We start from the raw sequence: 13,990 nt of genomic DNA, 5'->3' as shown, positions 1-13,990 counted from the left end.
TCCGCTAAGGGAAGGGCCAGTGCCACAATTCAGAGCAGGCTCAATTTAGCGCACATAAAAGTAGATAGCGCAGAAGTGGCAGAGACTGCCGCCCAGCACGAACAGATGCCAGATGGCGTGGTTAAACGGAATACGGCGCGCCACATAGAAAATCACCCCCAGCGAATAGATAATCCCGCCTGCGGCAAGCAGCCAGATGCAGCCCGGCGGCAGGATCATCGCCAGCTGATAAACCACAATCAGCGACAGCCACCCCATACAGAGATAAGTCACCAGCGACAGCGCTTTAAAGCGATGCGCAATCGTGAGCTTGAACAGGATACCGGCCAGCGCCAGCCCCCAGATCACCGCCATTAATCCATACGCCAGCGGCGTCCTCAGCGCGACCAGCAGAAACGGCGTATAGGTGCCAGCAATCAGCAGATAGATGGCGCAGTGATCAAACTTTTTCAGCCAGGGTCTGGCCGGGCCAGCCGGAATAGCGTGATAGAGCGTCGAGGCCAGAAACAGCAGGATCATGCTGCCACCATAGAGGCTGTAACTGATAAAAGTGAGGGTGTCGGCCTGCCTCTCCGTTGCCTGATTGAGCATCAGCACCAGTCCGACGATACCGAACAGGCAGCCAAGACCGTGACTGATACTGTTGGCAATTTCCTCGGCGAACGAATAGCCCGCAGCGTGTTGATGTTTGTGAGAGAGTGTGGGGGTCATAACAGGTTCCTGATCAGCTCCATAGCAGTGATATCGTTATCCAGCGTAGCCAACACTTTTTTCAGTGTACACTTGTACGCTAAAATTATCCTGGTGAAATTCACTATCCCTTAAACCGGGTGATGAATCTGGTAAACTGGCCGCCAGTCAACTGTTCAATGAGTCATTCATGTTTTCGCATAGCGATCTCGCCCGCCTTAACGATCTGGAAATGAAGGTCTATCAGTTCATCATTAAGCACCGCGAAGGCGTCAGCTACATGACGATCCGCGAGCTGGCTGAGCAGGCTGGCGTCTCCACCACCACCGTGCTGCGTTTCTGTCGCAAGATGGGCTGTGAAGGCTGGTCGGAATTCCGCATCCGCCTGCGCTTAAACGAACAGCAAAGTGCGCCAATGCTCAACACGGCGGGCGTCAGTGAAATGCTGAGCTTTTTTAAGAGCATCAATAATCCGGAGTTTGAACAGCTCATCGCTGAGGCCGCGCAGAAGATTAATCAGGCTGAGCGGGTCTTCTTTATTGGCGTCGGCACCTCCGGCAGTCTGGCAAAATATGGCGCACGCTTTTTCTCTAACCTCGGTAAATTCAGCCACGCGATTGACGATCCCTATTATCCGGTCAGTCCCGATCTCTATGAAAACGCCATTGCCATTATTTTATCGGTCTCCGGTGAAACGGAAGAGATCCTGCGCATTGCCAGCCAGTTCAGCCTGAATAAGTGTAAAATCATTGCGATAACCAACACGGAGAGCTGCTCACTGGCGAAGATCGGTGATTTCAACCTCTGCTACCATGTGCCCATCATCCGTATGGCGGACAATTCCGACATTACGACTCAGGTGCCAGTGACCTATATTATTGAAGCAATCGGCCGCCAGCTGGGGAAATAAAACAGCCTGTTTTTTGGATGTAACAAACGCAATTATTGCCGCGCTGTTATATCGTGACTTTCATTATTGCCTTGCTACACTCAGCTCAATTTCAATATCCGTAATGGGGTGAAGCATGAGTGCAGAATTGCAGTTACCAAAAGGCTTTCTTTGGGGCGGAGCGGTGGCAGCGCATCAGGTTGAAGGCGGCTGGGATCAGGGCGGCAAAGGCGTCAGCATTGCTGACGTGATGACCGGCGGTTCACACGGCGTTGACCGGGTGATCACCGACGGCGTGCAGCCGGGTCATTTCTACCCGAACCACAAGGGTGTGGAGTTTTACTCCCACTACAAACAGGATGTCGCGCTGTTTGCCGAGATGGGCTTCAAATGTTTCCGAACCTCGATTGCCTGGACCCGTATCTTCCCTAACGGTGACGAGCAACAGCCCAACGAAGCGGGCCTGCAATTCTATGACGACCTGTTTGATGAACTGCTGAAGTATGGCATTGAACCGGTCATCACCCTTTCGCACTTCGAAATGCCTTATCACCTGGTCAAAGAGTATGGCGGCTGGCACAACCGCAAAGTGGTCGACTTCTTTGTGCGCTTCAGCGAAGTGGTGCTGAACCGTTATAAAAGCAAAGTGAAATACTGGATGACCTTCAATGAGATCAACAACCAGCGTAACTGGCAGTATCCGCTGTTTGGTTACTGCTGTTCAGGCGTGATCTTTACCGAACATGAGAAACCTGAACAGGCGATGTATCAGGTGATGCACCACCAGTTTGTTGCCAGTGCAAAAGTGGTGAAACTCGGCCACGACATCAATCCTGATTTTCAGATTGGCTGCATGATCGCCATGGTGCCGGTCTATCCCTTCTCCTGCCACCCGGACGATGTGGTGCTGGCGCAGGAATCGATGCATCAGCGCTATGTGTTCAGTGACGTGCAGATGCGCGGCTACTATCCGGCCTACACCCTGAAAGAGTGGGCGCGCAAGGGTTACGACATTCAGATGGAAGCGGATGATGCCGAGACGCTGCGCCAGGGCTGTGCAGACTATGTCGGTTTCAGCTACTACATGAGCAACGCAGTGAAGACCGATGCCAGCGGCGTTGACGATCCGATCACCGGCTTTGAAGGTGTGGTGAAAAACCCGCATGTGAAAGCGTCAGACTGGGGCTGGCAGATCGATCCGGTTGGTCTGCGCTACGCCATGAACGAGCTGTATGAGCGTTACCAGAAGCCGCTGTTTATTGTTGAAAACGGCTTTGGTGCTATCGATAAGCCAAACGCCAATGGCGTGATTGAAGATGATTACCGCATCGACTATCTGCGTGCGCATATCGAAGAGATGAAGAAAGCCGTGGTGTACGATGGTGTTGAATTAATGGGCTATACGCCGTGGGGCTGCCTCGATTGCGTCTCGTTTACCACCGGCCAGTACGACAAACGTTACGGCTTTATTCATGTGAATAAAAACGATGATGGCAGCGGCGATTTTTCTCGTGGGAAGAAAAAGAGTTTCAGCTGGTATCAGCAGGTTATCGCCAGTAACGGCGAAAACCTGTAAGTCATCACGCCGCATCAGCGGCGAAGTGAGTTAACGCCCACCGGCAGCGTCAATGATGCTGCCAGTGACGTAAGAGGCCGCGTCGCTGGCCAGCCAGACGATCGCTTCCGCCACCTCTTCTGCTTCACCGCCGCGTCCCATCGGGATCACGCTGGCAAGCCTGTCCACTCTGCCTGGCTCTCCGCCATCGGCATGCATCTCTGTATAGATAAATCCCGGACGTACGCCGTTGACCCGAATCCCCTGCTGCGCCACTTCCAGCGACAATCCTCTGGTCAGCGTGTCCATCGCCCCTTTTGAAGCGGCGTAATCGACATATTCGCCAGGCGCACCGGTACGCGACGCGGCCGATGAGACGTTGACGATGGAGCCGCCCTGGCCGCCGTGATGCGTGCCCATCCGCTTAACCGCCTCACGACAGCAGAGAAAAGACCCAATCACGTTGGTGGCAAAGACCTTATGCAGGCGTGCCGCATCCAGCTGCTCGGTGCGACACTGCTGAAACAAAATCCCGGCGTTGTTCACCAGCAACGCCAGCGGTTCGGACTGCTGGTCGAGATGCGCAAACATCGCCATCACCTGGGCTTCATCACTGATATCTGCCTGAACAGCAAAGGCTTCACCGCCCTGCTGCCGGATCTGTGCCACCACCTGTTGAGCTTCCGCTTCGCGCTGACGATAGTTCACCGCCACCCGATAACCCCGCGCGGCCAGTAACAGCGCTGTGGCCCGCCCGATACCGCGGCTGCCCCCCGTAACCAGTGCCAGTTTCATGCTGATTCTCCAGTATAAAGGGCCGACGAATCGGCCCTTTATGGTTAACGTTTGCCTGCGGGGAAATTACTGATAGTCGCTCATCGGCACGCAGGAGCAGAAAAGATTACGGTCGCCAAACACATCATCCAGACGTTTTACCGTCGGCCAGTATTTGTTGTGGCTGCCCGCCGGGAAGACTGCGAGTTCGCGGCTATAAGGATGTGACCACTCACTGACGATTTCCAGCTGAGTATGCGGCGCATTAACCAGTGGATTGTCATCCAGCGGCCATTCACCTGACGTCACCCGATCAATCTCCATGCGGATCGCCAGCATCGCGTCGATAAAGCGATCCAGTTCGATTTTGCTTTCCGATTCGGTCGGCTCCACCATCAGGGTGCCCGCCACCGGGAAGGACATCGTTGGTGCGTGGAATCCGTAATCGATCAGGCGCTTAGCAATATCCAGCTCACTGATGCCGGTCTGCTCTTTCAGCGGACGGATGTCGAGAATACATTCATGCGCCACGCGACCGTCACGGCCGGTGTAGAGCACCGGATAGGCAGACTGCAGCCGGCGGGCAATGTAGTTGGCATTCAGAATCGCGACCGAGCTGGCCTGTTTCAGCCCTTCTGCGCCCATCATGCGAATGTACATCCAGCTGATTGGCAGAATGGATGCACTGCCAAACGGCGCTGCGGATACGGCGCCCTGCTGCGTCAGCACACCGTCAATCTGCACCACGCTGTGTCCCGGCACAAACGGGGCCAGGTGCGCTTTGACGCCAATCGGTCCCATACCCGGGCCGCCGCCGCCGTGCGGAATGCAGAAGGTTTTATGCAGATTCAGGTGCGAGACATCCGCGCCGATATAGCCAGGCGTGGTGATGCCGACCTGCGCATTCATGTTCGCGCCATCCAGATAGACCTGACCGCCATACTGATGCACGATCTGGCACACTTCGCGGATGGTCTCTTCATAAACGCCATGAGTTGACGGGTAAGTCACCATGATGCAGGAGAGCCTGTCGCCCGCCTGAGCCGCTTTCTCGCGCAGATCGCCAAGGTCGATGTTGCCCTGTTTATCGCAGGCCACTACCACCACGTCCATGCCCGCCATCTGGGCTGAGGCCGGGTTAGTCCCGTGCGCCGAGCTCGGGATCAGGCAGAGATGACGATCGCCCTCGCCACGGCTTTCGTGATAGCGGCGGATCGCCAGCAGTCCGGCATATTCACCCTGCGCGCCGGAGTTTGGCTGCATACAGAGTGCATCATAGCCGGTGAGCTGCACCAGCCACTGTGAAAGCTGGCCGATCATCTGCAGATAGCCGGTAGCCTGTTCAGCCGGGCAGAATGGATGCAGCTCCGCAAATTCCGGCCAGGTGATCGGGATCATCTCTGCCGCGGCATTGAGCTTCATGGTGCAGGAGCCCAGCGGGATCATCGCCTGATTCAGCGCCAGATCCTTTTTCTCCAGGCTGTGCATGTAGCGCATCATCTCGGTTTCGCTGTGATGACGGTTGAACACCGGATGGGTCAGGATCTCGCTGTGGCGTTGCAGGCCAGCAGGAATCGCGTGGCTCTCGCTGGCCACTTCGCTGTCGAGCTTTTCCAGGTCCTGACCGTGTTCATCACCCAGCAGAATGGCAAACAGCGCCAGAATATCTTCGCGGCAGGTGGTTTCATCCAGCGTGATGCCCACGGCGTTATGGATGTCGCTACGCAGGTTAACGCCAAAGCTCAGGGCGCGGTTCAGCACGGCGGCTTTATCCGCCACTTCCACCGTCAGCGTATCGAACCAGTGCTGATGGCGCAGCTTCAGGCCGCCCTGTTGCAGTCCCGCCGCCAGAATGTTGGTGAAGCGATGAATGCGTGAGGCAATGCGTTTCAGGCCCGCCGGGCCGTGGAACACCGCATAGAGACCGGCGATGTTTGCCAGCAGCACCTGCGACGTACAGATGTTGGAGTTGGCCTTTTCACGGCGGATATGTTGTTCGCGGGTCTGCATCGCCATACGCAGCGCCGTGTTGCCCGCCGCATCACGTGAAACACCAATGATACGGCCTGGCATAGAGCGCTTATGCTCGTCGCGGCTGGCGAAAAAGGCCGCGTGAGGGCCGCCGTAGCCCATTGGCACGCCGAAGCGCTGAGCTGAACCAAAGACAATGTCTGCACCCTGTTTGCCTGGCGCTTCCAGTAACACCAGCGACATAAAGTCCGCCGCTACGCTGACCACTACTTTGCGGGCTTTCAGTCCGGCAATCAGCGCGCTGTAATCGTGCGCTTCGCCGGTGGTGCCCACCTGTTGCAGCAGCACACCAAACAGGTCGTCATGATCGGGCGCTTTGTCCGCGCTATCAATAATCAGTTCGAAACCGAACGTCTCCGCACGGGTGCGGACCACATCCAGCGTCTGCGGATGGATATCATCGGCAATGAAGAATTTATTGGCATTTTTGAGCTTACTGACGCGTTTTGCCATCGCCATCGCTTCAGCGGCAGCGGTCGCTTCGTCCAGCAGTGAGGCAGACGCGATATCCATGCCGGTAAGATCCAGCGTCAGTTGCTGGAAGTTGAGCAGCGCTTCCAGACGGCCCTGGGAGACCTCGGGCTGATACGGGGTATAGGCGGTATACCAGCCCGGATTCTCCAGCATATTACGCAGGATGACCGGCGGGGTGATCACCGCGCTGTATCCCATACCGATCCAGGATTTGTAACGCAGATTCTGGCTGGCAATCGCTTTCAGTTCGGCCAGAGCCTGCTGTTCAGTGGCGGCTTCGCCAACCGCTGGCGGGCCAGGCAGCTGAATGTCTGCCGGCACAATCGTGCTGATTAACGCTTCCAGCGAACGGGCACCAATAGCGTCAAGCATCTGCGCCTGCTGCTCAGGTGAAGGACCGATATGGCGCTCAATGAATGCACCGTTGTGTTCAAGCTGGCTGAGAGTCTGAGTCATTAGCAGTAAATCCTGAATCGGGCTGGGGGAACCGGAGAGCAAACATAAATCTGCGGCCTCAGTGTGAGGCCGCCTGACGACTACTCGTCGATGGAGGCTTTGTAAGCATCTGCATCCAGCAGCGTGTCGATTTCAGACGCGTCGCTGGCTTTGATTTTGAATAACCAGCCGCCTTCATAAGGCTCGCTGTTGACCTGCTCCGGTGAGTCAGTCAGTGCTTCGTTGACCGCCACAATCTCACCGCTGATCGGCGCATAGATATCTGAAGCCGCTTTAACGGATTCCGCGACCGCGCACTCTTCACCAGCGGCAAACGTCGCGCCCACTTCCGGCAGATCGACAAACACCATGTCGCCCAGTAACTCCTGCGCGTGTTCAGTGATACCCACGGTGTAGCTGCCATCTTCTTCTTTGCGCACCCACTCGTGGCTGTCGCGGTACTTCAACGTATTCGGCACATTGCTCATTGGCCATTTCTCCTGAATAAAATTTACTGAGCGACCGGTTTACCGGCGCGGACAAAAACGGGACGGGTAACCTGGACCGGCATCTGGCGGTTACGGATCTCAACGATGGCGGTGCTGCCGACTGAGGTCGGTACGCGCGCCAGGGCGATGCTGCAACCCAGCGTCGGAGAGAAAGAGCCACTGGTGATGATCCCCTCCTGCGGCTGCCCCTGGTCATCGGTGAAACGCACCGGCAAGCCGTTACGCAGCACCCCTTTTTCTGTGAGGATGAGTCCTACCAGCTTTTCGGTACCGCGTTCACGCTGCAGTTCCAGCGCTTCCCGGCCGATGAAATCGCGGTCAGCAGGTTCCCAGCAGACCGTCCAGCCCATGTTGGCAGCCAGCGGTGAAACGCCTTCATCCATCTCCTGACCATACAGATTCATACCCGCTTCCAGACGCAGCGTGTCACGTGCGCCCAGTCCGGCAGGTTTAACGCCAGCAGCCAGCAGACGCTGCCAGAAATCGGCCGCCTCCTCTGCAGGCATAGCAATCTCATATCCCGCTTCGCCGGTATAGCCGGTGGTGGCGATAAACAGGTCACCTGACTGCACGCCGAAAAATGGCTTCATGCCGGCAACAGCCTGACGCTGCTCCTCGCTGAACAGCGTCTGAGCCTTCTGCTGCGCCTGCGGACCCTGCACGGCAATCAGCGCCAGGTCGTCGCGTTCCGTCAGCGTAATGCCATAGCCCTGCGCGTGTTGCGTGATCCAGGCGAGATCGTTTTCACGGGTGGCAGAGTTCACCACCAGGCGGAAGAACTCTTCGCTCATAAAGTAAACAATCAAATCGTCAATGACGCCACCCGAGGCATTCAGCATCCCGGTGTAGAGCGCTTTGCCTGGCTGGGTCAGTTTTGCCACATCATTTGCCAGCAGGTAGCGCAGGAATTCACGGGTACGCGGGCCTGTCAGGTCGACGATGGTCATGTGAGAGACATCAAACATACCGGCGTCGGTGCGCACTACATGATGTTCATCCATCTGGGAGCCATAGTGCAGCGGCATCATCCAGCCATGAAAATCCACCATGCGGGCACCGCAGGCCTGATGCTGTTCAAACAGAGGTGTTTGCTGAGTCATAACCATCCTGTGCAGAAGCGAGTGAGTGCAAAAGTGCGCCGGAATTCAGTGCCGACGCAAACGTTCTCTTAGGGCTGACGTTACCACCGAATCTGACGATTAACCATAAGCAAACCGGGGTCGAAAGCAGAGGCACAGCCTAACCAGGAACGGCTGCTAACAGGATATAAAACTGCAATTTTGTGATTAATCGCGCAATAAATGCAGGGATTTTAAATATACGCAGCAAATTTATGCGGGATGGCATTCAGGATGTTAAAAAAATCCCGCGACCAGCGGGCAGAAGAATGAGAAAAAGTAATGCGAATTAGCCCGCAAAATTAGAATAAATCAAACGAAGACCTGTGCTGGTGCAGCGTTGCCTTTTTGTGGTGCAGAGCGGTGTCAGGCATAAAAAAAGCCAGCAGAAGCTGGCTTATCAGAAGGGCGGATTTAGCGTAGCCAGGCGGGCAGATCATTCAGGCCCATCGCCTGCTTCAGCATCATGGGTTTAACACCCGGCAGGCGGTCAGCCAGTTTCAGACCCACGTCGCGCAGCAATTTTTTCGCCGGATTATTGCCTGCGAACATTTCACGGAAGCCCTGCATTCCCGCCAGCATCATTGCGGCGCTGTGCTTACGGCTGCGCTCATAGCGACGCAGATAGAGGTGCTGACCAATATCTTTGCCCTGCTGATGCAGACGGCGAATCTCACCGATCAGCTCGGCGGCATCCATAAACCCAAGGTTAACGCCCTGACCCGCCAGCGGATGAATGGTGTGAGCCGCATCGCCCACCAGCGCCAGACGGTGTGCCGCGAAGTTGCGGGCATAGCGCGCCACCAGCGGAAACGATTTGCGCTCGCTTTCCAGCTGGCACAGGCCGAGCCGCATATCAAACGCCACCGAGAGCTGCTGATTGAACAGCGCTTCCGGCATGGTTTCCAGACGGCTCGCTTCCTGCGGCGAGAGCGACCAGACGATGGAACTGAGATGCGGATCCTGCATCGGCAGGAAAGCCAGAATGCCGTCGCCGTGGAACACCTGGCGCGCTACTGCGTCGTGCGGCTTCTCAGTACGGACATTAGCCACTAACGCATGGTGATCGTAATCCCAGAAGGTCAGCGGGATATCGGCTTTGTTGCGTAGCCAGGAGTTAGCGCCGTCAGCGGCAATCATTAATCGCGCACTTAACATGCTGCCATCCTGCAGGGTAACAAAGGCTTCGTTGTCACCAAACGCGACCTGCTGTAACTGCGAAGGTGCCATTATCGTCACGTCGCTGCAGGCGCTGGCACGTTGCCAGAGCGCATTGTGGATCACCGGGTTTTCGATGATATGTCCCAGATGCGACAGGCCCTGCTGCTCATCATCAAAGGCGATGGAGCCGAAACTGTCCTTATCCCACACTTCCATACCGTGATAAGCGCTGGCGCGCAGCGAGAGAATGGTCGACCAGACATCCAGCTTCTGCAGCAGCCGTTCGCTGGCGGCATTGATTGCCGACACGCGAACTGACGGTGACGCACTCAGCGCCAGCGGTGGCTCCGGTGATTTTTCCAGTACGGCGATGCGCAGTCCGCTGCCCTGCAAGCCGCAGGCCACCGCCAGTCCCACCATACCGCCACCGGCAATCACCACATCAAAAGTTTGCATCTGAGCCTCTTTATTAACGCTTAACCCAGCCAAGCGTGCGCTCAGCCAGTTGATTTCTTAACCACGGCAGATGATCCATCGCCAGCAGGCCCAGGTTACGTCCTGCCACCAGCGGGCCATAGCGATTCGCAAAGACGCGAACCAGTCCGTCGGTGATACCGATGGTGGCAGCGCGGTCGGGCTGACGACGCTGCTGGTAATGATGCAGCACCGCATAGCTGCCGGGGTCCTGGTGCTGCCGATGGGCGGCTGCCAGCGTTTCAGCCAGCGACATCACATCGCGCAGGCCCAGGTTGAAGCCCTGCCCGGCAATCGGATGCAGCGTCTGCGCCGCATTGCCCACCACCGCCACGCGATGCGTCACCGGCGACATCGCCCGGTGCAGCGCCAGCGGGTAATACTCACGCTGACCGGTATGGGTGAATTTACCCAGCCGCCAGCCAAAGGCACGCTGCAGCTGGCTGAGGAATTCAGCCTCGCTCCACTGCTCAATGCGTTCACGCTGTGAAACCGGATGACACCAGACCAGCGACAGGCGATTGCCGGACATCGGCAACAGCGCCAGCGGGCCATGTTCGGTAAAACGTTCAAATGCCCGGCCCTGATGAGGCAGCGCGGTGGAGACATTGGCAATCACGGCAAGCTGTTGATAGTCGTCTCTTTGCCACTGAATGCCGCACGAAGCCGCCAGTGCAGAGCGCGTGCCATCCGCCGCCACCAGCAGTTTGCCGCTGAGTTGTTCGCCACTGTCCAGCGTCACCTCAACCTGCTGCTCATGGCGGTTAGCCTGGATGACACGAGCCGGACAGCGCAGCGTTACGCCGGGTGCTTTTTTCAGTTCCGCAAACAGACGCTGACCGACGTCAAACAGCTCGACAACCTGTCCCAGCGCCGGAATAGCGTAGTCAGCCGCCGCCAGCGACACAAAACCGGCGTGACCGCGATCGGAGACATGGATGTCGGTAATCGGCGTGGCACAACGGGCGATGTGCTGCCACAGATTGATGTCCGCAAGCTGCTGGCAGGTACCGGCAGAGAGCGCAATAGCGCGGCCATCGAAACCGGGATGCGCCCGACTGCCAGGCTCGCTGCTTTCAATCAGCGTTACCGGCAGAGTGCCCTGGGTCAGATGGGAGATCGCCAGCGCCAGCGTCGCCCCGGTCATGCCGCCACCGGCAATCAGAATCGTCATGCCTGTTTTGCCGCCGCCATCAGTGCTTCAATCTCATCCGCCTCTTTCACGACGCTGTCGGTGAGATTTTCAATGCCATCTTCAGTGATCACAATGTCATCTTCGATTCGGATACCAATGCCGCGATACTGCGCGGGCACGTCGGCATCCGGTGCGATATAAAGACCCGGCTCGACGGTTAACACCATGCCCGGTTCCAGTACGCGGTCGCGGCTCGGGGTGCCGTAGTGGCCGACATCATGCACATCCAGCCCCAGCCAGTGGCCCAGGCCATGCATATAGAACTGACGATGGACTTCCTCGGCGATCAATGTATCGACGTCGCCCTCCAGGATGCCCAGCTCCACCAGCCCGGTGACCATGATGCGCACCACTTCATCATTCACTTCACGAATGCTGATGCCTGGCCGGAACAGTTCAAGCGAGCGGTTGAGGCAAGCCAGCACGATGTCATAAATCGCGCGCTGCGCCGGGCTGAATTTGCCGTTAACCGGGAAGGTGCGGGTGATATCGCCTGCATAGCCGTGGAACTCACAGCCTGCATCGATCAGCACCAGATCGCCGTCGCGCATTTCGCTTTCGTTTTCGGTGTAGTGCAGAATGCAGCCGTTAACTCCGGCACCCACAATGGTGTTATAGGAGGGAAAACGCGCGCCGTGACGGTTAAATTCGTGCTGAATTTCCCCTTCGAGCTGATACTCGAACAGGCCTGGCCGACAGGCTTGCATGGCGCGGGTATGCGCCAGAGCACTGATTTTCCCGGCGCGACGTAACAGTTCAATCTCATCCGCATCTTTAAACAGGCGCATCTCATGCACCCAGGGACGCCAGTCAGTGAGGGTATCGGGCGCACTGAGATGCTGGCGGAAACCGCGACGCAGCTTATCCAGCGCGCTGAACACCAGTGCGTCCGCGTGGGCATATTCGCCCTGCGCATGGTAAACCACATCCAGGCCATTCAGCAGCAGGTGCAGTTGGTCACCAATATCATTCCAGGGTAAAGCGCGATCGACGCCCAGTTTGTCGGGTGCGGCCTCCTGACCCAGGCGACGGCCAGACCAGGTTTCCGCCGCAGGATCGCGCACGCGGTTAAACAACACGCTGTGGTTATGATTCTCATCGCTTTTGATCAGCACCAGCAACGCCTGCGGCTCGTTAAAACCGGTGAAATACCAGAAGTCGCTGCTCTGGCGGAACGGATATTCGGTGTCATTACTGCGCATCACTTCTGGCGCAGCAAAGATTAACGCTGCGCTGCCAGGCACCATCTTCGCCAGCAGCGCCTGACGACGCTGCAGGAATCGTTCCAGTGAAATCATCTCTGCACTCCCTGTAAACTGACCGGTTTAACTCGTTGACCTGAAATTAGTGTAGCGTCGGTTTTTGCACTTCTGGCGCGGTTGGCTGCGGGCGGGTGAACGTATCGTGGCACAGCAGCACGGCGACACGTACATACTCAATCACCTCCTCCAGCGACTGCTCCAGCTCCTCCTGGTCTTCATCTTCTTCGTAACCGAGCTGTGCGATAGTGCGCAGATCATCGATTGCTTCGCCGGTTTCGCCGGTGACTTTATCCAGTTTAGGCTGTGTTACGCCCAGGCCGAGCAGAAAATGGTTAACCCAGCCCGCCAGCGCGTCGGCACGGTCAAAGACGGTGATGTCGTCGTCAGCAGGCAGCAGCAGCTGAAACAGGAAGCCTTCATCTTCCAGCGTAGTCGCCGTATGCTCGTGTAGCTCCGCCAGCGGCACGGCAAGAGTGTGTGAAAACGCCATGCCTTCGTTAGCCAGATCGTGTACCAGCGTCTTCCAGCTGGTGTCCTGGTTCCCACCGCAGAGGATCCCGCTCAGCAGGCCGTGCATTTCTGCGGGCGTCATTCCTACGCCCTGCTGTGAGAGCACTGCCGCGAGCGCGTTGTAATCGGGGGTTGCGTTCTGTAAGGACATAAGTTTTCATCGTCGTTGGCAGAATAAGTTCGTGTTATGCTACCACTAGCTGCCTCAAGGTTTCCAGAAAAGGGGTTGTATCTTATTTCGTGGGTCTATATAGTTGCCCGCCTCCCAAGCCATTGACTGCTAAGGGAGTTGCGAGCGAAGTAATCAGTCAGGAAGGTGGCATGTCTGCACAACCGGTAGATTTACAAATTTTTGGTCGTTCGTTGAGAGTAAATTGTCCGCCAGAGCAGCAAGATGCGCTCAATAGCGCGGCTGAAGATCTCAATCAACGGTTGCAAGATCTAAAAGTTCGCACTAGAGTCACCAATACAGAACAACTGGTGTTCATCGCCGCGTTAAACGTCTGCCACGAGCTGGCGCAAGAGAAAGTGAAAACGCGCGATTATGCTGCTAATATGGAACAGCGTATCCGTATGTTGCAGCAGACGATTGAACAGGCATTAGTTGAGCAGGGTCGCATCTCTGAGCGTGAGGGTGCGAAGTTCGAATAAAACTTCATGGTTGCTATACTTAAGTAACGGTGAGGTAAATTTTCTCTGAGATGTTTGCATGTGGGCCAGTCCCCTGAGCCGATATTTCGAAAAAACAGAATGTGACGCTCGTAACCTGTGTGCATGCTCGGTTCGTCCGAGAAGCCTGATGGTTATGACGGCATGTTCACCTTGAACCAAGGGTTCAAGGGTTACAGCCTACGGCGGCATCTCGGAGATCTCTCTTCCTGTAGTCCTGCTTTTTTCCCCTGACTGACATGTT

Annotated in this window: 12 protein-coding genes and 1 other RNA gene; 4 read left to right on the top strand and 9 right to left on the bottom strand. The window is 56.5% G+C overall.

What is annotated here, in order from left to right:
* Positions 1–45: 45 nt before the first annotated feature.
* Positions 46–711: a PAQR family membrane homeostasis protein TrhA gene (gene trhA, locus ACVKSX_RS13105; RefSeq protein ID WP_033785639.1), complete on the bottom strand. Its 666-nt coding sequence runs from the start codon at positions 709–711 to the stop codon at positions 46–48.
* 169 nt (positions 712–880) lie between these two features.
* On the opposite strand from trhA, the gene ACVKSX_RS13100 reads away from it, so the two are divergent.
* Both ACVKSX_RS13100 and ACVKSX_RS13095 read left to right on the top strand, forming a co-directional pair.
* Complete coding sequence (locus ACVKSX_RS13100; protein ID WP_354438835.1) at positions 881–1,600, top strand: MurR/RpiR family transcriptional regulator; 720 nt, start codon at positions 881–883, stop codon at positions 1,598–1,600.
* A 115-nt stretch (positions 1,601–1,715) separates the two neighbouring features.
* Complete coding sequence (locus ACVKSX_RS13095) at positions 1,716–3,155, top strand: 6-phospho-beta-glucosidase (protein ID WP_124890310.1); 1,440 nt, start codon at positions 1,716–1,718, stop codon at positions 3,153–3,155.
* Between the two features lie 30 nt (positions 3,156–3,185).
* On the opposite strand, the gene ACVKSX_RS13090 is transcribed toward ACVKSX_RS13095, so the two are convergent.
* From ACVKSX_RS13090 to ACVKSX_RS13055, 8 genes are all read right to left on the bottom strand, one after another.
* A complete protein-coding gene (locus tag ACVKSX_RS13090) occupies positions 3,186–3,929 on the bottom strand; it encodes an SDR family oxidoreductase (RefSeq protein ID WP_050680493.1) in 744 nt (247 codons plus the stop codon).
* Between the two features lie 66 nt (positions 3,930–3,995).
* Complete coding sequence (gene gcvP / locus ACVKSX_RS13085; RefSeq protein ID WP_050680494.1) at positions 3,996–6,869, bottom strand: aminomethyl-transferring glycine dehydrogenase; 2,874 nt, start codon at positions 6,867–6,869, stop codon at positions 3,996–3,998.
* A gap of 80 nt (positions 6,870–6,949) precedes the next feature.
* Positions 6,950–7,336: a glycine cleavage system protein GcvH gene (gene gcvH / locus ACVKSX_RS13080; RefSeq protein ID WP_010248802.1), complete on the bottom strand. Its 387-nt coding sequence runs from the start codon at positions 7,334–7,336 to the stop codon at positions 6,950–6,952.
* A 23-nt stretch (positions 7,337–7,359) separates the two neighbouring features.
* Positions 7,360–8,457 carry a glycine cleavage system aminomethyltransferase GcvT gene (gene gcvT, locus ACVKSX_RS13075; RefSeq protein ID WP_354438837.1) on the bottom strand — a complete coding sequence of 366 codons (1,098 nt, stop codon included), beginning with the start codon at positions 8,455–8,457 and terminating at the stop codon, positions 7,360–7,362.
* Between the two features lie 432 nt (positions 8,458–8,889).
* The gene (gene ubiI / locus ACVKSX_RS13070; RefSeq protein ID WP_010671056.1) at positions 8,890–10,092 is read right to left on the bottom strand and encodes an FAD-dependent 2-octaprenylphenol hydroxylase; all 1,203 of its coding nucleotides are present in this window, start codon (positions 10,090–10,092) and stop codon (positions 8,890–8,892) included.
* Between the two features lie 13 nt (positions 10,093–10,105).
* Positions 10,106–11,284, bottom strand: coding sequence for a 2-octaprenyl-6-methoxyphenyl hydroxylase (gene ubiH, locus ACVKSX_RS13065; RefSeq protein WP_346554489.1), 1,179 nt, complete (start codon positions 11,282–11,284; stop codon positions 10,106–10,108).
* Positions 11,281–12,603 carry a Xaa-Pro aminopeptidase gene (gene pepP / locus ACVKSX_RS13060; RefSeq protein WP_354438839.1) on the bottom strand — a complete coding sequence of 441 codons (1,323 nt, stop codon included), beginning with the start codon at positions 12,601–12,603 and terminating at the stop codon, positions 11,281–11,283. Before pepP ends, ubiH begins: the two co-directional genes overlap by 4 nt.
* Positions 12,604–12,649: 46 nt before the next feature.
* On the bottom strand, positions 12,650–13,228 hold the full coding sequence (locus ACVKSX_RS13055; RefSeq protein WP_354438840.1) for a YecA/YgfB family protein: 579 nt from the start codon (positions 13,226–13,228) through the stop codon (positions 12,650–12,652).
* 170 nt (positions 13,229–13,398) lie between these two features.
* Between ACVKSX_RS13055 and zapA the strand changes: the two genes are divergently transcribed.
* Positions 13,399–13,728 carry a cell division protein ZapA gene (zapA, locus tag ACVKSX_RS13050; protein ID WP_008925677.1) on the top strand — a complete coding sequence of 110 codons (330 nt, stop codon included), beginning with the start codon at positions 13,399–13,401 and terminating at the stop codon, positions 13,726–13,728.
* Positions 13,729–13,767: 39 nt separating this feature from the next.
* Positions 13,768–13,950: non-coding RNA, 6S RNA (ssrS, locus tag ACVKSX_RS13045), on the top strand.
* Positions 13,951–13,990 lie beyond the last annotated feature (40 nt).

Source organism: Pantoea sp. PvP021 (assembly GCF_054056055.1).
This window is presented reverse-complemented; position numbering and strand designations above follow the sequence as displayed.